The sequence below is a fragment of the Paraburkholderia sp. BR10872 genome (assembly GCF_040965835.1).
GTDB classification, from domain to species: domain Bacteria; phylum Pseudomonadota; class Gammaproteobacteria; order Burkholderiales; family Burkholderiaceae; genus Paraburkholderia; species Paraburkholderia nodosa_A.
The window spans coordinates 74,625-94,190 of the sequence record NZ_JBFRCN010000003.1 but is presented as its reverse complement, the minus strand read 5'-3'; the positions used below and the strand labels follow the sequence as shown (position 1 = coordinate 94,190).

General features: G+C 63.7%; 16 protein-coding genes and 2 tRNA genes. 7 read left to right on the top strand and 11 right to left on the bottom strand.

The genetic code is table 11. The annotated features are described in order from the left end of the window. The first annotated feature begins 139 nt into the window (after window positions 1-139). The 3 genes from AB4Y43_RS03850 (at window position 140) to AB4Y43_RS03840 (ending at window position 976) form a co-directional block, all read left to right on the top strand. Window positions 140-226: transfer RNA gene (locus AB4Y43_RS03850), tRNA-Leu, on the top strand. A gap of 176 nt (window positions 227-402) precedes the next feature. Next, window positions 403-489 (top strand) — tRNA-Leu (locus AB4Y43_RS03845). Window positions 490-670: 181 nt separating this feature from the next. After that, a complete protein-coding gene (locus tag AB4Y43_RS03840) occupies window positions 671-976 on the top strand; it encodes a hypothetical protein (protein WP_368616170.1) in 306 nt (101 codons plus the stop codon). A gap of 26 nt (window positions 977-1,002) precedes the next feature. Here AB4Y43_RS03840 and oxlT read toward each other — a convergent pair whose 3' ends face one another. From oxlT to AB4Y43_RS03800, 8 genes are all read right to left on the bottom strand, one after another. After that, entirely contained in the window at window positions 1,003-2,328 is a 1,326-nt protein-coding gene (oxlT, locus tag AB4Y43_RS03835) for an oxalate/formate MFS antiporter (RefSeq protein WP_368727078.1), read from the bottom strand. A 129-nt stretch (window positions 2,329-2,457) separates the two neighbouring features. Continuing rightward, a complete protein-coding gene (locus AB4Y43_RS03830; RefSeq protein WP_368727077.1) occupies window positions 2,458-3,852 on the bottom strand; it encodes an NAD(P)(+) transhydrogenase (Re/Si-specific) subunit beta in 1,395 nt (464 codons plus the stop codon). Between the two features lie 9 nt (window positions 3,853-3,861). Further along, a complete protein-coding gene (locus AB4Y43_RS03825) occupies window positions 3,862-5,430 on the bottom strand; it encodes a Re/Si-specific NAD(P)(+) transhydrogenase subunit alpha (protein ID WP_368727076.1) in 1,569 nt (522 codons plus the stop codon). A 222-nt stretch (window positions 5,431-5,652) separates the two neighbouring features. Next, complete coding sequence (locus tag AB4Y43_RS03820; RefSeq protein WP_069267849.1) at window positions 5,653-5,910, bottom strand: hypothetical protein; 258 nt, start codon at window positions 5,908-5,910, stop codon at window positions 5,653-5,655. A gap of 18 nt (window positions 5,911-5,928) precedes the next feature. After that, complete coding sequence (locus AB4Y43_RS03815; RefSeq protein WP_368604111.1) at window positions 5,929-6,363, bottom strand: PAS domain-containing protein; 435 nt, start codon at window positions 6,361-6,363, stop codon at window positions 5,929-5,931. A gap of 160 nt (window positions 6,364-6,523) precedes the next feature. After that, on the bottom strand, window positions 6,524-7,774 hold the full coding sequence (gene frc, locus AB4Y43_RS03810) for a formyl-CoA transferase (RefSeq protein WP_069267850.1): 1,251 nt from the start codon (window positions 7,772-7,774) through the stop codon (window positions 6,524-6,526). A gap of 53 nt (window positions 7,775-7,827) precedes the next feature. Continuing rightward, window positions 7,828-9,576: an oxalyl-CoA decarboxylase gene (gene oxc / locus AB4Y43_RS03805; RefSeq protein WP_368727075.1), complete on the bottom strand. Its 1,749-nt coding sequence runs from the start codon at window positions 9,574-9,576 to the stop codon at window positions 7,828-7,830. 342 nt (window positions 9,577-9,918) lie between these two features. After that, window positions 9,919-10,638: a GntR family transcriptional regulator gene (locus AB4Y43_RS03800; protein WP_069267852.1), complete on the bottom strand. Its 720-nt coding sequence runs from the start codon at window positions 10,636-10,638 to the stop codon at window positions 9,919-9,921. Between the two features lie 250 nt (window positions 10,639-10,888). Here AB4Y43_RS03800 and AB4Y43_RS03795 point away from each other — a divergent pair, with 250 nt between their 5' ends. Continuing rightward, entirely contained in the window at window positions 10,889-11,251 is a 363-nt protein-coding gene (locus tag AB4Y43_RS03795) for a hypothetical protein (RefSeq protein ID WP_368727074.1), read from the top strand. A 124-nt stretch (window positions 11,252-11,375) separates the two neighbouring features. Here the strand turns inward: AB4Y43_RS03795 and AB4Y43_RS03790 are convergent, their stop codons facing one another. After that, the gene (locus tag AB4Y43_RS03790) at window positions 11,376-13,091 is read right to left on the bottom strand and encodes a long-chain fatty acid--CoA ligase (RefSeq protein WP_368727073.1); all 1,716 of its coding nucleotides are present in this window, start codon (window positions 13,089-13,091) and stop codon (window positions 11,376-11,378) included. 81 nt (window positions 13,092-13,172) lie between these two features. Next, on the bottom strand, window positions 13,173-13,946 hold the full coding sequence (locus tag AB4Y43_RS03785; RefSeq protein WP_368727072.1) for an SDR family oxidoreductase: 774 nt from the start codon (window positions 13,944-13,946) through the stop codon (window positions 13,173-13,175). Between the two features lie 370 nt (window positions 13,947-14,316). Between AB4Y43_RS03785 and AB4Y43_RS03780 the strand changes: the two genes are divergently transcribed. From AB4Y43_RS03780 to AB4Y43_RS03770, 3 genes are all read left to right on the top strand, one after another. Continuing rightward, window positions 14,317-15,423 carry a porin gene (locus AB4Y43_RS03780; RefSeq protein ID WP_342945616.1) on the top strand — a complete coding sequence of 369 codons (1,107 nt, stop codon included), beginning with the start codon at window positions 14,317-14,319 and terminating at the stop codon, window positions 15,421-15,423. 452 nt (window positions 15,424-15,875) lie between these two features. Further along, window positions 15,876-17,093: an MFS transporter gene (locus AB4Y43_RS03775; RefSeq protein WP_368727071.1), complete on the top strand. Its 1,218-nt coding sequence runs from the start codon at window positions 15,876-15,878 to the stop codon at window positions 17,091-17,093. A 198-nt stretch (window positions 17,094-17,291) separates the two neighbouring features. Beyond that, window positions 17,292-19,097, top strand: a complete 1,806-nt coding sequence (locus AB4Y43_RS03770) for an AMP-binding protein (protein WP_368727070.1) — start codon at window positions 17,292-17,294, stop codon at window positions 19,095-19,097. Window positions 19,098-19,125: 28 nt separating this feature from the next. On the opposite strand, the gene AB4Y43_RS03765 is transcribed toward AB4Y43_RS03770, so the two are convergent. Beyond that, window positions 19,126-19,512, bottom strand: coding sequence for a hypothetical protein (locus AB4Y43_RS03765; RefSeq protein WP_368684011.1), 387 nt, complete (start codon window positions 19,510-19,512; stop codon window positions 19,126-19,128). Between the last annotated feature and the right edge of the window lie 54 nt (window positions 19,513-19,566).

Sequence of the window (19,566 nt, the reverse complement as noted above, 5' to 3'; positions counted from 1 at the left end):
CGAGACGGCCACTGCACGCGGTCTGCAACGCCTGGGCAGCCGCGCTTTATCGCCTTCCATAAAACGCTTGACAGCCGTTCCGATCCCGCTATAATTTTGGTCTTTGCTGCACAACACGTTGAACAGCAAACGACACCTTGCCCAGGTGGCGGAATTGGTAGACGCACCAGGTTCAGGTCCTGGCGGTGGCAACACTGTGGAGGTTCGAGTCCTCTCTTGGGCACCAGATTCAAAAGGCCGGCTTCATGCCGGCCTTTTTCATTTCCGGCGGCAGCAGCGAGTACAACTGCCCTGCTATCGCGTAAAACGCAGCAGCCGCGTTCCCGGGATGAAGATTTTTTGAAAAGATTTATTGACAGGCACGCGAAATCGCGTCACAATCTTGTTCTAGCTTGAAGACGTGCCCAGGTGGCGGAATTGGTAGACGCACCAGGTTCAGGTCCTGGCGGTGGCAACACTGTGGAGGTTCGAGTCCTCTCTTGGGCACCACGTCTCATCAAGCAGAAGTTAGCAGCACACAGGATTCATCGAAAAAGCCCGCAAATCTGCGGGCTTTTTCGTTTTGCGGCCTGTATCCGCCTGCCTCGCTCCGTTATGTTTCATGGTATACATTGCCACACGGCACGGCGCGTGCGTGCAAACCCATGACAAGCCGATTGAGGAAGACCGAATGGAACTCGTTGTCGTCGCAGCGATCGTCGCTGTCAGCTTTGGCGCCGCCGCGACCTGGCTGCTCGCAACCCGGCTGCCCGAACACTGGCTCGGCAAGAGCGCCAGTGAGGGCCGTTATGCCCATCTCGGGTTGGAAAACGAGCGCGCCGCCGAAGCGGACCCGCGTCGCGAGCAAGCCCGCATCGATACGCGGCGCGTACGGCGCTCACGCGTGCGCGCAAGAATACAGGGCGCCGCGCGGATGATGCGGGCGTTGCGCCCCGCAATCGCTCGCCGCGATCACGACCGCACCGCCCGCCCGTAACGCTTCTGGGCGCGCCTCAATCGCGCTCACTCATGCGAACCCAGCGGCGAAGGGACGAACGCCGAATCGGCAATCCTCGACTCCTCACCCGACTGAAAGATCCAGCGCCGGCGCATCGGCTGCAAGATCACCTTTGCGCTCACGCCCGCCATCATCGCCACGCAGGCGACCATGTCGAACACCATGTTCCACCCGCCGTGGATCGCCAGCAGCGTAGCGACCGGCACGAGCATCGCCGCGGTCCCCTTCGCGGTATAGAGCGTGCCCGCGTTGCCGGCCGCGTACTTCGCTCCGAACGTATCGGCGCAGGTCGCCGGAAAGTTCGAAAAGATATCGCCGTAGAACAGGAACACGAGCCCCGAGAACAACATGAAGAGATACGGGTCGTGGCCGAACGCGCGCAAGCCCAGCAGCGCGAGTCCCTCGCCGAGAAACGTGATGAACATCGTATTCTCGCGGCCGATGCGATCCGAAATCAACCCGCACAGCGGCCGCGTAAAGCCGTTGCAGAGATTGTTGATCGAGAGCGTCATGGTGAGCAGCGGCAGCGTCGCCGCGACGAGTGTGACCGGCATCGAGGCGAAGCCGTAGCTCTTCGCGATCGGGCCGATCTGCGCCGTCGCGATGATGCCGCCCGCCGCCACGCAGACGAACATCGCATACATCACCCAGAAGACGGGCGCGCGAACCATTTGCCTCGTCGTGTAGTCGGTCTTCGTCGCGACGATGCGCTTCATGCCCGCCGCGTGAGCGGGAGGCTTCGGCCGCACCATCACCAGCGCGAGCAGCATGATGCAGGCACCCTGCAGGAGTCCGAAGAACACGAACGCGCGCTCATAGCCCGACTGCTGGATCATGTTCGAGATCGGAATGACCGTGAGCGCCGCGCCCGCGCCAAAACCTGCCGCCGTCATGCCGGCGGCGAGACCGCGCCGGTCGGGAAACCATTTGAGCGCAGTGCCGACGCACGTGCCATACACGCACCCCGCGCCGATGCCCGAGATCACTGCCGCGACGTAGAGCACCGGCAGCGCGGGCGCCCACGCGTCGAGCACCCAGCCGAGCGCCACGCAACAGGCGCCGCCCATGACCACGGGGCGCGGGCCGAAGCGGTCTACGAGCCAACCCTCCACCGGCACGAGCCACGTTTCCGTCACGATGAAAATCGAAAAGGCGAGCTGAATCGCAGCCTGCCCCCAGTGATGCCGTGCATCCATCGGCACGACGAAGAGCGTCCACGCGTACTGCAGGTTCGCCACGAGCCCCATGCAGAGAATGCCAGCGACGAGCTGCACCCAGCGGTTGTGCCGCCGGGCGGTGTAGCCGCCATCGATACGATCGGTATATGCCACGTTGTCTGCCTCCATCTGTTGTGATTGCGCGCGGGCTGGTTGCGCATCGCCTCGACGCCGGTGCGTCCGCCACTTCCCCCGTTACAGCGAGCGCGGCAGACGTGAGCCCGCCGCGCCTTGCTTCAAACGTCAAGCGGCTTCGAGTTGCCGCAGCAGCGCGTCGACGCTGCCCTTCGCATCGCCAAACAGCATTCGTGTGTTGTCCTTATAGAAGAGCGGATTGTCCACGCCCGCATAGCCGGTCGCCATGCTGCGCTTGGAGACGACCACGGTACGCGCCTTCCAAACCTCCAGCACCGGCATGCCGGCGATGGGACTACCCGCATCTTCCTGCGCGCCCGGGTTGACGATATCGTTCGCGCCGATCACGAGCACGACGTCGGTGCTCGTGAAGTCTTCGTTGATTTCGTCCATTTCGAGCACGATATCGTAGGGCACCTTCGCTTCCGCGAGCAGCACGTTCATGTGGCCAGGCAAGCGCCCCGCAACGGGGTGAATGCCGAAACGCACGCGAATGCCCAGCGCGCGCAGCCGCCGCGTGATCTCGCTGATGGTGCCTTGCGCCTGCGCGACGGCCATGCCATAGCCCGGCACGATCACGACCTCCTGCGCATCGCGCAACAGCGACCCCACTTCGTCCACGCTGGTCGGCACGACTTCGCCTTGCGGCGCCTCGCTTGCCGTGGAACTCACCGTACCGAAACCGCCGAGGATTACCGAAACGAAGCTGCGATTCATTGCGCGGCACATGATGTAGCTGAGAATCGCGCCGCTCGATCCAACCAGCGCACCCGTCGTGACGAGCAGATCGTTGTCGAGCATGAAGCCCGTTGCCGCTGCGGCCCAGCCTGAATAGCTGTTGAGCATCGAGACCACCACGGGCATGTCCGCGCCGCCGATCGCCATCACGAGGTGCACGCCGAGCGCCGCCGCCAGCACGCACATCACGATGAGCGCGTAGAGCGCGTCGCCGCCATCAGGAGCACTGACGAAGCGATAGCCGAGCGCGATGCACGCGCCCAGCACGACCGCGTTGAGCAGATGCCGCGCGCTCAGCACGAACGGCTTGCCGCTCACCGTGCCCTGCAGCTTCAGGAACGCGACGATCGAACCGCTGAACGTGACCGTGCCGATGAAAGCCCCGACATAGATCTCGGTGTCGTGAATCGCGCGCTCGACGCCGCTCATCGGCGCCTTGGGCGAGAGAAAGTTCGCAAAGGCGATGAGCGTGGCCGCAAGACCGACGAAGCTGTGCAACACCGCGACGAGCTGCGGCATCTGCGTCATCTCCACGCGGCGCGCGAGCATCGCGCCCATCCCGCCGCCCACCAGCGCGGCGATGAGCGCGATTTGCAGGCCCGCACCGCCCGTGACGAGCAGTGTGGCAAGCACGGCGATCACCATGCCGGTCACGCCATAAAGGTTGCCGCGCTGCGCACTGGCGGGATGACTCAGCCCGCGCAGACTGAGGATGAAGAGCGTCGCCGCACCGAGCCACGCCATGTTGCCGATTCCGTTGAGCATGACGTCTCCTCAGGTCCGTTGGAACATCTTCAGCATGCGCTGGGTGACGAGAAAGCCGCCCGCGATGTTGATGGTCGCGACGACGAGCGCAATGCCCGCCAGCACGGTCACGATCGTGCCGGCGTTGCCCGGATGCAGCAACGCGCCGATCACGATGATCCCGCTGATCGCATTCGTCACGCTCATGAGCGGCGTATGCAACGAGGGCGTGACGTTCCAGACCACCTGATAGCCGACGAACACGGCCAGCACGAACACGGTGAAGTGCGCAACGAACGCGGGCGGCGCGACCGCGCCGAGCGCGAGCAGCAGCAACGCGGCAACGACGAGCGCCGCGAGCGACCAGACACCGTTGCGGCGCGCGGCCTGCGCGGCGGCTTCTTTCCCGTTGCCGGTCGCGACGGCGACGTGCTTCGCCTGTGCAACCGCTTGCGGCGTGGCCGAAACCTGCACCGGCGGCGGTGGCCAGCACACCTGGCCGCGCTGAATGACAGTGGTGCCGCGCTGCACGACGTCGTCCATATCGACCTTCAACTCGCCGTCTTTGGCAGGCGTGAGATCGGTCAGCAGATGGCGGACGTTGGTCGCGTAAAGCTGGCTCGACTGGTTCGCCATGCGGCTTGGCAGATCCGTGTAACCGATGACGGTCACGCCGTTCGCATTCACGACTTCACCCGGGCGAGTGAGTTCGCAGTTGCCGCCCTGCTCGGCCGCCATGTCGACGATCACGCTGCCCGCGCGCATGCACGCCACCGTCTTCGCGTCGATGAGGCGCGGCGCCGGCTTGCCGGGAATGAGCGCCGTCGTGATGATGATGTCGACCTCGCGCGCCTGGGCCTCGAACAGCGCCATCTCCGCTTCGATGAACTTCGCGCTCATCTGTTTGGCGTACCCGCCCGAACCGCCGCCTTCCTCCTCGATGTCGATGCTCAGGAACTCCGCGCCCATGCTTTCGACTTGCTGGCCGACTTCGGGGCGCGTATCGAACGCGCGCACGATGGCGCCAAGACCGCGCGCGGCGCCGATCGCCGCAAGCCCCGCCACGCCTGCGCCGATCACGAGCACCTTGGCGGGCGGCATCTTGCCGGCTGCCGTGATCTGCCCGGTGAAAACGCGCCCAAAATGCTGGGCCGCTTCGACGACCGCGCGATAGCCGGCCATGTTCGCCATCGAACTCAACGCGTCGAGCTTCTGCGCGCGCGAGATGCGCGGCACGCAGTCCATCGCGAGCACCGTTACCTCACGCGCCGCGAGTTGTTCGAGCAGCGCGGCGTTTTGCGCGGGCCAGATGAAACCGATCAGCGTCGCGCCGGGCTTGAGTCGCTGCACTTCTTCGCTCGAAGGCGGACGCACCTTGATGACGATATCCGCGCCGCTCAAGAGCGCCTGCGCGTCGTCCACGACGCGCGCGCCTGCCGCACGGTAAGCGTCGTCCGGGTAGGAGGCACTGGCGCCCGCCGTCGTTTGCACTTCGACGGCGTAGCCCAGTTTGATCAGTTGTGCCACACTTTCTGGCGTCGCCGCTACGCGTCGTTCGCCTTCGTGTATCTCACGGGGGACCGCAATCGTCATCGCCATGATGCGCCTCCCTGCTGCACAAGAGCGCGCGCTGCGGCGAGAACAAACGGAATCGGCGGCGCGCCAATGCATCTGGCGCGCCGAAAGCGTAGCCACGACTTCATGAAACGTCTCCTATGTCGGCCAGAGTTTGCGCTTCAGCGCCTTATTCTGGTCCCACGCAGTTTGGATTTTTGCCTGATGCTGGAATTCTGTATGCCGCGGCTCGATGAGGGCTTTGCCCTATGACGTGCCCAGGCTGGGCGAATTGCCGCTCTTGAGGAAAGCGAGCGCCGCCTGGCGCGCACCGGCAATCGCAGCCGCCTCGCTTTCGAATACGGTTTCGTCGACCACCCATTGACGGGGCAATACAGCCGCCGCCGGTTCGTCGGCAGCGGGCTCGACCGCGTGGATCGCGGCGAACGCGGCCCAGCCCCCGTTGTGAATCATTTGTCGGGCCGAGAGTTCGACCTCAAAATGTCCGAGTCTTTCGGTATGCATCGAAGAGCTCCCGAGGTTTCAGGATTGCTGGGCCTGTGCTTCGAGTTCGGTGATGCGTTTCTTGAGCGCGCGCTCCTCCTGGAAGCGCGCCGTTTCGTCGCGGATCACGGCGACGATGCCGTCGAGTTCGCCCTGCGGCGAGTGCAGCAACGCCACGGTGAAGGCAATGGAAAGCGCCTTGCCCGCCTTGTCCACGGCCGGCACGCGCAGCACGTCGTTGCCATAGCGCGTCTGGCCGGTCGCCATCGTCTTGTGATAGCCATCCCAATGGCGGCCGCGCAGCCGCTCGGGAATGATCAGATCGAGCGTCTTGCCGAGCGCTTCTTCCTGCGTATAGCCGAACATACGCGTGGCCGCCGGATTCCAGAATGTGATGTCGCCGGCTGCGTCCGAGATGACGATGGCGTCCCCGATGGCGTTTGCGAGCTGCTCGAAATCGATGGCGGATTGCATGCGATGACTCTGTGGGGGATGTCGTTTATCGGCGCCGCGCGGCACGCATTGCACATGCCGCGCGGCGTCCTGCCTGCCACTCTGGTATTGCGGTGCTGCGCGGGCGCAGCGTCGGCCGCGCCTGCTTCCTGCATTCAGCTTGCGGAACTCGACGCGGAGCTCAAACCGCGCGCACCTCGTGCAGTGCCGCGATCTGCTGCGCCGTGTAGCCGAGGTCGGCCAGCACCTGGTCGGTGTGCTCGCCGAGCAGCGGCGAACCCGTGATTTCCGGCTTCAGGTCCGAGAACTTGATCGGGCTGCCCACCGTGAGGTACGAGCCGCGCGCCTTGTGCGGCACTTCGACGATAGTACCGCTCGCGCGCAGCGACGGGTCATTAGCAATTTCCTTCATGCTGAGCACCGGCGCGCACGGAATGTCGAACTTGCGCAGGATGTCGACCGCTTCGAACTTGGTCTTGTCGGCGAGCCACGCTTCGATCGTCGCGAAGATGTCGAAGATATGCGGTTGGCGCGCCTGCGCCGTAGCGTAGTTCGGGTCGTCGATCCATTCGGGTTTGCCCAGAGCACGGCAGATCGGCTCCCACGCGTGGCCCTGCACCGTGAAGTAGATATACGCGTTCGGGTCTGTCTCCCAGCCCTTGCACTTCAGAACCCAGCCCGGTTGGCCGCCGCCGCCTGCGTTGCCACCGCGCGGCACGACGTCGCTGAAGGTGCCGTGCGGGTACTGCGGGTATTCCTCGAGGTAGCCCAGGCGGTCCAGGCGCTGCTGGTCGCGCAGCTTCACGCGGCACAGGTTGACCACGCTGTCCTGCATCGACACGGCCACCTTCTGGCCCTTACCCGTTTTGTCCCGGCCGATCAGCGCCGTGAGAATGCCGATGGCGAGGTGCATGCCCGTGTTGCTGTCGCCGAGCGCAGCGGCGCTCACCGTGGGCGGACCGTCCCAGAAGCCCGTGGTCGAGGCTGCGCCTCCCGCGCACTGCGCGACGTTCTCGTAGACCTTGAGGTCGTCGTAGTGGTGGCCTTCGCTGAAGCCCTTCACCGAAGCAACGATCATCTTCGGGTTGAGTTCCTTGATGCGCTCCCACGTGAAGCCCATGCGGTCCAGTGCGCCGGGGCCGAAGTTTTCGACCATCACGTCCGATTCGCGAATCAGCTTTTCCAGCACTTCCTTGCCTTCGGGCTTCTTCGTGTCGAGCGTGAGCGAGCGCTTGTTGCTGTTGAGCATGGTGAAGTACAGGGCATCGACTTCGGGAATGTCGCGCAATTGCGAGCGCGTCACGTCGCCGGCGCCGGGGCGCTCCACCTTGATCACGTCCGCACCGAACCACGCGAGCATCTGCGTGCAGGCGGGACCGGCCTGTACGTGCGTGAAGTCGATGATCTTGATACCGTCGAGGGGTTTGCTCATTTCTCGTATCTCCTGGTCTACCTGATCGATCTGATCTAGCTGATTTATGGGGCTTATTTCTTCATGGCCGCGCTTTGCGGATTCAGATTCGTGAGACGACCGCTTTCGGTCCCGGCCGATTCGTCGATGACTGCGTTGATCAACGTGGGCTTGCCCGACGCGATCGCTTCGAGCAGCGCGCTCGTGAGTTCTTCGGGCGTCGTCGCCTGATGGCCGATGCCGCCGAAGGCCTCGATCATCTTGTCGTAGCGCGCGTTCTTCACGAACACCGTCGGCGCGACGTCGCAGCCGCCGCTCGGGTTGACGTCCGTGCCGCGATACACACCGTTGTTGTTGAACACGATGGTGCAGACCGGCAGGTTGTAGCGGCAGATCGTTTCCAGCTCCATGCCCGAGAAGCCGAACGCGCTGTCGCCCTCGATCGCCACGACCTGCGTGCCGCTCGTCACCGCCGCGCCGATCGCGAAGCCCATGCCGATGCCCATGATCCCCCACGTGCCCGAGTCGAAGCGCTTGCGCGGCTGGTACATGTCGATGATGCTGCGCGCGTAGTCGAGCGTGTTCGCGCCTTCGTTGACCACGTTGATGTCGGGGCGCGTCTTGAGCACGTCGCGGATCGCGCGCAGCGCGCTGTGGAAGTTCATCGGCGACGGGTTCTTCGCGAGCGTCGCGGCCATCTTTTCGAGGTTCTTGTTCTTGCGTTCGGCCACGGCATCGAGCCACTCTGCCGGCGGCTTCGGGAAGTCAGTGCCGAGACCGGCCACGAGCGCTTCCACGCATGAACCGATGTCGCCGATCACCGGCGCTTCGATGGCGACGTTGCTGTCGATTTCCGTCGGGGCGATGTCGACCTGCACGAACTTCTTCGGTCCGGCGGCCGCGCCCCAGGTCTTGCCTTTGCCATGCGAGAGCAGCCAGTTCAGGCGAGCGCCGATCAGCACCACGGCGTCCGACTCGGCCAGCACGAACGAGCGCGCGGCCGACGCCGACTGCTCGTGCGTGTCGGGCAAGAGCCCCTTGGCCATCGACATCGGCAGATACGGAATACCGCTCTTCTCGACCAGTTCGCGGATTTGCGCGTCGGCCTGGGCGTAGGCGGCGCCCTTGCCGAGCAGGATCAGCGGACGCTTTGCATTCCTGAGCACTTCGATAGCGCGTTGCACCGCATCCGGTGCGGGAATCTGGCGCGGCGCCGCGTCGACGACCTTGATGAGCGATTGCTGGCCCTTCACCGCGTCGATGGTCTGCGCAAGCAGCTTGGCCGGCAGGTCGAGATACACGCCGCCGGGGCGGCCCGAGACGGCCGCGCGAATCGCCCGCGCAATGCCGACGCCGATGTCCTCGGCGTGCAGCACGCGATACGCCGCCTTGGCATAAGGCTTCGCCGCGTTGAGCTGGTCCATCTCTTCGTAGTCGCCCTGCTGCAAGTCGACGATCTCGCGCTCGCTCGAACCGCTGATGAGAATCATCGGGAAGCAGTTCGTGGTCGCGTTGGCCAGTGCCGTGAGGCCGTTCAGGAAACCCGGCGCGGAGACGGTCAGGCAGATGCCCGGCTTCTTCGTCATGTAGCCCGCCACGGCCGCGGCGTTGCCGGCGTTCTGCTCATGCCGGAAGCCGATGAAGCGCATGCCCTCGGCCTGCGCGAGACGGGCGAGATCGGTAATCGGAATACCGACGAGACCGAAGATCGTGTCGATATCGTTGAGTTTCAGCGCGTCGATGACGAGATGAAAACCATCGGTCGTTTGCTGCGCTTCCGGCACAGGGTTCTGCTGTGCCTCGTTGATGCCTGCTTCTGCCATGACGTCTCCTCTTTGGCGGGGCGTTGTGCGATCCGTGATATACAATATTCCACACACAGTATTAGTCAAGACGTTTTTTTATCCATGCCGCGTTTGCTGCACTGCATCGCGCCGCGCTGCACCGTTGCTGTCTCGTTCGATCGCTCGCCAAGCGGCAAACGTTGATGCGGCACACCATGGGCAAACACCTACAATCGGCCCAAACGTCCCAACTAACTTGTTACGGACTCCATACTTTTATTTCAGCATCGCGAGGCTCATTCAGACGGCCTGCGTATCGATGCCCCTGACTCATGCGCCGAGCCGATATGAACCGGCGGATCGACGCGGCGCCCCTACGTGTCAGTCCAGAAAATCGCAGTTGGCTTCCACGAACAGCGCGAGTTCGATCGAGTGCTGCCGCACGAGCTGCTCGACGCGCTCGGTGTCGCGCGCCTCGAGCGCTTCGATAATGCGCATGTGCTCCACGATCGAGCGCGACGCGCGATCGCTCTGCGCGATCGTCATGCGCCGGATCGCGCGCACATGCATGAAGATGTTCTTGATGGTGTCGACGATGATGGGCGACTTCGATAGCTCCACCAGTGACTGGTGAAACATGATGTTCGCTTCCGAGTACTCCTCTATGTGGTCCGATGGCGTCGAATCGCCGAAGGTCGCGAACATGCGCCGCAGACCCGCGATGTCGTCGTCCGAGGCGCGTTGCGTGGCGAGGCGCGCGGCGATGCTTTCGAGCGCGGCCCACATATAGATCATCTCCACGATCTCCTTGCGCGTCTTGCGCAGGATGTAAACACCGCGGCGCGGCACCGTGCGCAGAAAGCCCTCCTGTTCCAGCAGCGTCATCGCCTCGCGAACCGGCGTTCGGCTCACGCCGAGCTTCTCGGTCAATTCCTTCTCGTCTAGCCGGATCTCGTCTCGCGAGCGGTAGATGTCGGTTTCGGCAATGGCCTGCTTGAGCTTCGCGTAAGCCTGATCGCGCAGCGAAGCGGTTGCGTTGATCGGCTCCAGCGTCAAGGTGACCGGGGGCATCCCGGTGACGAATTCTCTTTCGGCGGACATCGGTCGTTTGTCTCCAACGTTCTGTTTAGCCGGCGCTGCTGGATAATTTCATATTTCCAATACAATATATCAGTACAGCGCTCATGGCTAAGCGGGGTTTACGCGGACCGGATGCAGGTCTCGCTAGATTGGCCAGCCTAATCCTCAATCCATACAGCCTTACTTATATTTTTCTAAAAAAACTTTAACTATCGGTTATTCATTGGCGCTTCTACTCTTGCTTCACGCCACTCGACATGAGGAGACAGCCATGAGCCACCTGGACACCCGCCAAGATCGTCAACTGGAAGCGCAGCTGTGCGCGTTCAATACGGCATTCGCCGAACTCGGCCTGCGTTTTCGCTGGGATGCACGTACGCTCTACTCGCTCGCATCGATCGCCGGCGAATATGCGTGCGTCGCCGCCTATATCGAGACGAATCACCCGCATCTGCTGAAGGCGTACAGCATGGAGTTCCTGTGCGAGGCGATCCTTGCTCGCAAGAACGCACAGGCGCCCGGTGAATGGCCGTTGGCCGCGCCCGCTCAACGCGGTTCACAGGAATGGGGAATGGCAGCCGCGATGGAGCAGGATTGGCGCGAAGGCGGTTTGCCTGCACTTGCCGGCGCCTGATGCGCAAGGGCGAAGTGCGAGCCCGATAAAGACGAAACCCGGCTGGATTCGCGCGCATTAGCGCGCTATCCAGACGGGGTCGATATTGAAGGACAACGAAAGAGAATTGCGCGGGCCTGCGCGTTCAGGCGTTGCGGCGCGCCTCGGCCTCTTGTTCCTGCAGCTTGCGCCACAGAATCTTGCCGCTGCCCGACTTCGGCAGGGCGTCCACGAACTGCACGATGCGCGGCGCTTTGTACGCGGCCATGTTGTCGTGCGCCCAGGCGATGATGTCGTCTTCGTTCACGCTGCCGGCCTGTTTCGGATCGAGCACGACCACGGCCTTCACGGTCTCGCCGCGGCGCGCGTCCTGGGTACCAATGATGCACACCTCGTTGATCGCCGGATGCCGGTACATCAGCGCCTCGACCTCGGCCGGCCAGACCTTGTACCCCGACGCGTTGATCATGCGCTTGAGGCGGTCGGTCATGAAGTAATAGCCTTCTTCGTCGCGCCGCACGAGGTCGCCCGTGCGCAGGAAGCGCTTGCCGTCGCGTTCGATGAACGCTTCGCTCGTCGCCTTGGGGTCGCGCCAGTAGCCCTGCATCAGCTGCGGCGCATGCATGATCAGCTCGCCCGATTCGCCTGGCGGGACCTCCTCCAGCGTGATCGGATCGATCACGCGCGAGTCGACATCGAATACCGGAATGCCGAGACATTGCGGCTTGGGACGCTGCGGCGGATTGATATGGGTGCCTGCCATCGTTTCCGACATGCCGTAGCCCTCGACGAAGTCGAGCCCGGTGAGATCCTTGAGCTTCTTGACGACTGCGTCGGGCATCGTCGCGCCGCCGCCGCGCATCCAGGCGAGGCTCGACAGGTCGTACTCGTGAATGCGCGGGTTCGAGATGAAGTCCACCACCATCGTCGAGATCGCCTGCCAGCCGTTGATGCGGTAATGCTCGATCGCACGCGCTGCAGCGTCGCGATCCCAGCGCGGCAGCAACACCACCGTCGAGCCGTTGTAGATCGGACTGTTCATGCCGCCCTGCATACCGGTTACGTGAAAGAGCGGCAGCACCGAAAGCTGTACGGCATCCTGATTGCTTCCGAACCAGTTGCAACCGCCCACGGCCGTCGCCATCACGCTGCGATGCGTGTGCATGCAGCCTTTGGGCTTGCCCGTCGTGCCCGAGGTGTACGGCATCACGCAGAGGTCGTCGGGACCGGCGGTCAGCGCGCCGGGTACGCAGCGCGCCTCGAGCACGTCGACCCAGTGCGCAACGCCCGGACCGCTCACAGTGCGCGGTGCGCTCACGAACTCGGGCGGCGGCGAAAACGGCTCGCACCTCAGATAGTCGCTATACGTCGCAACGAGCAGATGCTGCAGGCCCTCACCTTCCTGCACGAGCGGCGCAATACGCGGGTAGAGGTCCTGCGCGACGAAAGCCGTGGTCGCGCCGCTGTCTTCCACGTAGTGCGCGAGTTCCTCGGTGAGGTTCATCGGGTTGACCGGCACGACCACGGCGTTGGCGCGCAGGATGCCGTAGTAAGCGATGACCCACTGTGGGCTGTTCTGCATGTAGAGCAGCACGCGGTCGCCGGCCTTCACGCCGCATTCCTGCTGCAGATAACCGGCTACGCGCTCGGCCTCGTCCTTGAACTGCGCGAATGTGACGGGGGTGTCGTAGAAGACGATGAACGGCTTGTCGGGATAGCGTGCCGCCGACACCTCTGCGTTATAGAAGAGGTTCGTTTGCGGAATGCTCAGATGCGGGGAAAGATGCGAGGGCCAATGCGGCGAGGCCGGCAGCGGCGATGACGGTGAATGTGCAGAAGGCGTCGGGGCGGACGTGGACATGGCGGGCTCCGTCGGGCAAGACTTGTGAAGAACGCGGCCGCCAACTGCTCGCTGAGCGCTGGCGCCGCGTACCGTGCGCAATCAGACGATGCTCGCGCCGCCATCCACGGCGAGATATTGACCCGTCATATGCCGAGACGCCCGGCTCGCGAGAAACACCACGGCGCCCTTGAGATCGTCGTCGTCGCCGAGACGGTGCAGCGGCGTATGGTCGATCACCACCTGTCCCAGCTTATCGAGCAGGCCCGCCGACATCTTCGAGGGAAAGAAGCCCGGGCAGATCGCGTTCACGTTGATGTTGTACTTGCCCCATTCGGCAGCCAGCGCACGCGTAAAGTTGATGGCCGCCGCCTTCGAGGTGTTGTACGCGATGGTCTGCATGGGTCCGAGCGCCCCCTTCAGGCCGGCAATCGAAGCCACGTTGATGATCTTGCCACGCTGGCGCGGGATCATGCTGCGCTTGCCCACTTCGCGCGCGAGGAAGAACGGCGCGTTCACGTTCAGGTTCATGACCTTGTGCCACGCCTCGTCGGGATAATCCTCCGCAGGGGCGCCCCACGTGGCGCCCGCATTGTTCACGAGAATGTCGATCTGCCCGCCGGCCGCCAGCGTCTCGTCCACGAGCGGCTTGACGGCCTCGGCGCACTGCAGGTCGCTCACGATCGTGGTCGCCTTGATGCCGAGCGCCTGCAGATGGGCCGCCGCCTCGGCCAGCTCGTCGGCCTTGCGCGCCGTGATCACCACGTGGCAGCCCATCTCGCCGAGCGCCTGCGCCATCTGCAGACCCAGCCCGCGCGAGCCGCCGGTGATGAGTGCGACCTGACCGCCCAGTTCGAACATTTCCCTGACCCGCATGCTTTCGTCTCCTTGATGTCTGTCGACCGGCCGACGTTCCGGATTGCGGAACGCGATGAGATGCCAAGGATTCTAGCGACGCCCGCTAGTCAGGAAAATAGGGAAAAGCACGACCGTTCATTAAACGGCATTTGTGCTTTTGCCGCCGGCGATATGCGGGCTGAGTCGGCTGAAAAAGCAAACATGCGGCGAGTTAATTGCGCGCGCAACCGTTGCAATCGCGCGACAGCCAGCGTTTTCACCCCTTCACCAAGCGTCTATCATCGGCCCCCCGGCCGGCATCCACTGGCTCGGCATACGAAAAATTCGGGCCCCGGCACCCCGGCGGCCCGACGCACTGACAACACGCAGCAGAAGAAAGGATTCCACCGTGAGACATACCCAGATCGCATCCGCCGTCGGCGGCCTCGCCCTCGCATTGGCTTGCCAGCACAGCTTCGCGCAAAGCTCGGTCACGCTGTACGGCATCGTCGACACCAGCATCCGCTACCTCACGAACGCCAACGCGCACAACGACAACGAACTGCAGATGACGCAAGGTCCGGTCACCGGCAGCCGCTGGGGCCTGAAGGGCTCCGAGGATCTGGGCGGCGGCCTCTCGGCCGTATTCCGCCTCGAGAACGGGTTCAATCTCTGGAACGGCCAACTGGCCAGCTCGAATACGCTGTTCAGCCGGATGGCGTACGTGGGGCTGTCGAGCAACAAGTACGGCACGGTCACGATGGGCCGTCAGAACACGCCCCTGTTCGATCAACTGGGTAACACCTTCGACCCGCTGACCGTAGGCAACTTCGACCAGGACGGCTGGCTGCCGGGCGCACTCGGCTACGGTCTGCGTGAGAACAACTCGGTCAAGTACGACGGCAAGTTCGGCGGCCTCGAAGTCGAAGGCATGTACAGCTTCGGCGGCGTGGCAGGCAGCGTCGGCGCGAGCAACATGTACGGCTTCACGGCCACCTACGCAGCCGGTCCGGTCTCGCTGCTCGCGGGCTACCAGCAGAATAGCGACGCACACAACAACAAGTACCGCGTGGCCAACCTCGGCGCGGTCTATGCGCTCGGTCCGGTGCACCTGTACGGCGGCTGGCTGTGGGGGCAGGACAATACGGGCGTGGTCGACCAGTACATGGCAGCCGCAAACTCGCCCGCGGCGATCAACTTCGTGACGCCCGTGACGAAAACCAACCGTATCGACAACGGTCTCTATGCGGGTGCCACGTGGCAGGTCAGCTCGCCGCTGTTGCTGACCGCAGCGTACTACTACGACCACGCAAAGAACGGCCTCAATGAAGACGGCGTGACGCTCAGCACCGGCGTGCGCTACTCGGCAGTCCTGCTGGCCGAGTACTCGCTGTCGAGGCGCACCGAAGTCTATGGCACGGTCGACTTCATGCGCGGCACCGGTTCGGCAACGGCCGACTTTCCGGGTCGCAACAACCAGACCGGCGTCGCCGTCGGCTTTCGCAACATCTTTTAGTAGCGGATTGCCTCGCCGGGTCTGATGACCGGCACGGCGGCGGCGGGGCATCTGGATAGCGCACACGAGTGTCAACGCGCGCCTTCTCAACGCAAACGAGCGGACAAATGCCCGCTCGTTTGCATTCATTCATGCGCATCGATTAACTCATTCGCACATTGAGTGACCTTCATTTAAATTACATTTAAATTACGAATAAAACAAAAAGCTTTCGCATTTAGCTGAATCCCCCAGGGATTACTACGGGTTCCAGTCAACATGCATGCAAATGTTTAATGCCGGGCGTACACTGCTGGCGCGTAGCCCATTGCGGGGGGGCCGCTCCAAGCCACACAATCAAGCCACACAAGGCAATGCCGACACATGCATGAGATCGCGCGAGGTGCGCAAGCGCCAATTGCGATCGACAGGAGACATGGCATTGCCCCTAGTATCACAGGAGAACAATCAACATGAGCTGGACGCGTGAACAGAAGAACGTCACGATCGCGGCGTACCTGGGATGGACGCTCGATGCATTCGATTTCTTTCTGATGGTTTTCGTTCTGAAAGACATCGCCACCGAATTCAACACCAAAATCCCCGCAGTGGCTTTTGCCATTACGCTGACACTGGCCATGCGTCCGCTCGGCGCGCTGATATTCGGCCGCCTCGCCGACAAATACGGCCGTCGTCCCACGCTGATGGTCAACATCGCGTGCTACTCGATACTCGAACTGCTCACGGGCTTCTCGCCCAACCTCGCGACCTTCATCGTCCTGCGTGCGCTCTTCGGCGTCGCGATGGGCGGCGAGTGGGGCGTGGGCTCGGCGCTCACCATGGAAACCATTCCGCCCAAGTCGCGCGGCATCATTTCCGGGCTGCTGCAGGCGGGCTATCCGAGCGGCTATCTGCTCGCCTCGATCGTGTTCGGTGTGCTGTACCAGTACATCGGCTGGCGTGGCATGTTCTTCGTCGGCGTGCTGCCCGCGCTGCTCGTGGTCTATGTGCGTATGCACGTGCCCGAGTCGCCGGCCTTCAAGGAGATGGAAAAGCGCGCGCGTCCGAGCCTGCTCACCACGCTCAAGCACAACTGGAAGCTCTCCCTGTACGCCATCGTGCTGATGACGGCGTTCAACTTCTTCTCGCACGGCACGCAGGATCTGTATCCGACCTTCCTGCGCGAACAGCATCACTTCGATCCGCACACGGTTTCGATCATCACCATCGTGCTCAATATCGGCGCGATCGTGGGTGGCCTCTTCTTCGGTCGGATTTCCGAAAGTATCGGCCGCCGCAAGGCAATCTTCATCGCCGCGCTGATCGCGCTGCCGGTGCTGCCGCTGTGGGCGTTCTCGCAAGGGCCGGTGCTGCTCGCGCTCGGCGCGTTCCTCATGCAGATTTCGGTGCAGGGCGCCTGGGGCGTGATCCCGGTTCACCTCAATGAAATTTCGCCTGACGAAGTGCGTGCGACCTTCCCGGGCCTCGTCTATCAGCTCGGTAACCTGTTCGCTTCGGTGAACGCCACGCTGCAGGCGTCGCTCGCCGAAACGCACAACCAGGACTACTCGATGGCCATGGCGATCGTCGCCGGCACGGTCGCCATCGTGATCGCTGTGCTGATCCCGTTCAGCCGCGAACGTCGAGGCATCGACATGACGCAGACCGCGAAAGAGGTGTCGGGCGTCTGACGTGCCCGCGGCCCCGTAACGCCGCACCGCAGCACCACCATGAAAGGCCGTGCCGGGTTCGCCCGCACGGCCTTTTTTGCTGGTTTTGACGATGGTCGAACACCCGCGTGCGCACACAGGGTAAGACCTCCTGGCCGCACGGCGCGCGGCGTTGCATGATGAAAGGCACTCGGTTGCGCTACCGTCCGGAGATCCACTATGAGCGACACGCCCCAGCCCGATCCGGCGAGCCCGGTGGCAGCTTGCGCACCTCAGGCGGCACCACCTCAGGCGGCCCCTCCCAACACCGACGGCATCTGGTACGCCTCGTACCCTCCCGGCGTGCCGCGCGAAATCCCCGCAAGCCAGTACGCCTCGCTCACCCATTACTTCGACGACTGCACGGCGCGCTTCAGCAAGCGCGTCGCCTACGTGAGCGCCGGCTCGCCGATGACCTACGCCACACTCGCCCGCAAGGCCACGGCGTTCGCATCCTGGCTGCAAGGCGCGGGCGTGCAGCCAGGCGAGCGAGTCGCGATCATGCTGCCCAACACCTTGCAATATCCGGTTGCCCTCTTCGGCGCGCTCAAGGCCGGCGCCGTGATCGTCAACGTCAACCCGCTCTACACCGTGCGCGAGCTCGAGCATCAGTTGCAGGACAGCGGCGCGCAGACCATCGTCGTGTTCGAGAACTTCGCCGCCACGCTCGAAGCGGCGCTGCCCGGCACACAGGTGCAACGCATCGTCGTGACGGCGCTCGGCGACTTGCTGGGCGAAGGGCTAAACCTCAAGGGCCGCTTCGTCAACGTCATGCTGCGCCACGTGAAGAAGATGGTGCCGCCCTACCACCTGCCGCGTGCCGTGCGCCTGCTCGACGCACTCGCGCAAGGCGCGCGCGCCCCGCACGCGCCGATGGCGACCCACGCCGACGATCTCGCGTTCCTCCAGTACACGGGCGGCACCACGGGTGTCGCGAAGGGCGCGATGCTCACGCACGGCAACGTGCTCGCGAACGTGCAGCAGGCAAAGGCGTGGATTGGCAACCAGTTCGACGCCAACGCCGAGACGGTGCTTACACCCTTGCCGCTCTATCACATCTATTCGCTCACCATCAATGCGCTGATCTTCCTCGCGCTCGGCGGACGCAACATCCTGATCGCCAATCCGCGCGACATGAAGCGCGTGATGAAGGTACTGGAGCACGAGACGTTCAGTTGCATCAGCGCGGTCAACACGCTCTATAGCGCGCTGCTCGACAACGCGGCGTTCCGCCAGCGCGACTTCTCGGGCCTCAAACTCGCGATGGCGGGCGGCATGGCCATGCAGAAGGCCGTTGCCGACCGGTTCCGGGCCGTCACGGGCAAGCCCGTCGTGGAAGGCTACGGTCTCACCGAGTGCTCGCCGATCGTTTCGATGAATCCCGTCGATATCACGCATGCAGAGGGGGACGAGGCGCATCCGGAAGGCTCGATCGGGCTGCCCGCGCCGTCCACGCAGGTGCGCTTTCGCAGGGACGACGGCACGTGGGCCGGCATCGGCGAAGCCGGCGAGCTCTGTGTCAAGGGTCCGCAAGTGATGAAGGGCTACTGGAATCGCCCGGACGAAACGGCAGAGGTGTTTGCCGACGGGTGGCTCACGACCGGCGACATCGGCATGATGGATGCGCGCGGTTATATCCGTCTCGTCGACCGCAAGAAGGACATGATTCTCGTGTCGGGATTCAATGTGTATCCGAACGAGATCGAGGACGTGGTCGCGATGCACCCCGGCGTGCGCGAGGTGGCGGCGATCGGCGTGCCCGATCCGGTGCAGGGCGAGCGCGTGAAGGTGTTCATCGTGAAGCGCGATCCCGCGCTCACGGAAGCCGCGCTGATCCAGTTCTGCCGCCAGCAGCTCACGGGCTACAAGGTGCCGCGCATCGTGGAGTTCCGTGAGTCGCTGCCGCAATCGACCATCGGCAAGATCCTGCGCCGCCAGCTGCGCGACGAAGAAATCGCAAAAGCGGCGAAGAAGTCGCAGACATGAGATGTCGATGCGCTATTGCTAAGGTTGCCTAAGCGAAGTCGCGCAGCGTCACCCCGCGCGCGCTGGCTAGCCGCGCGAGTACGAATCGGTCCGAGGGACGCAACGCGCCAGTCAAGTCCGCGCCAGGCTCGAGGCGCCGGGCGATCCGCGCGTGCCACAGTGTGCCGATGTCGCTATCGGCCGTGTCGGCGCAGCCGTCGCCGATGGCCCACGCAACACATCCCGCGCGGGCCGCTGCGCGCGCGAGCACGCGGCCCTGCTCGAGTGCCGGGTCGAACACTGCGGCGCCTGGCGCATCCAACGCTGCACCCGCACGAGGCGCGCGTACGCCCAACGCAACGCTGAGCGCATGCGCCTGCCAAGCCGCGCCTAGCGCCACGGCCCCGGCATCGCAGAGAAAAGCCCGCCTGTCCATCGTGTCCTCCGTGCGCCTTGCAACGAATCCTTCCCGCCAATCGCTACGCAGTCT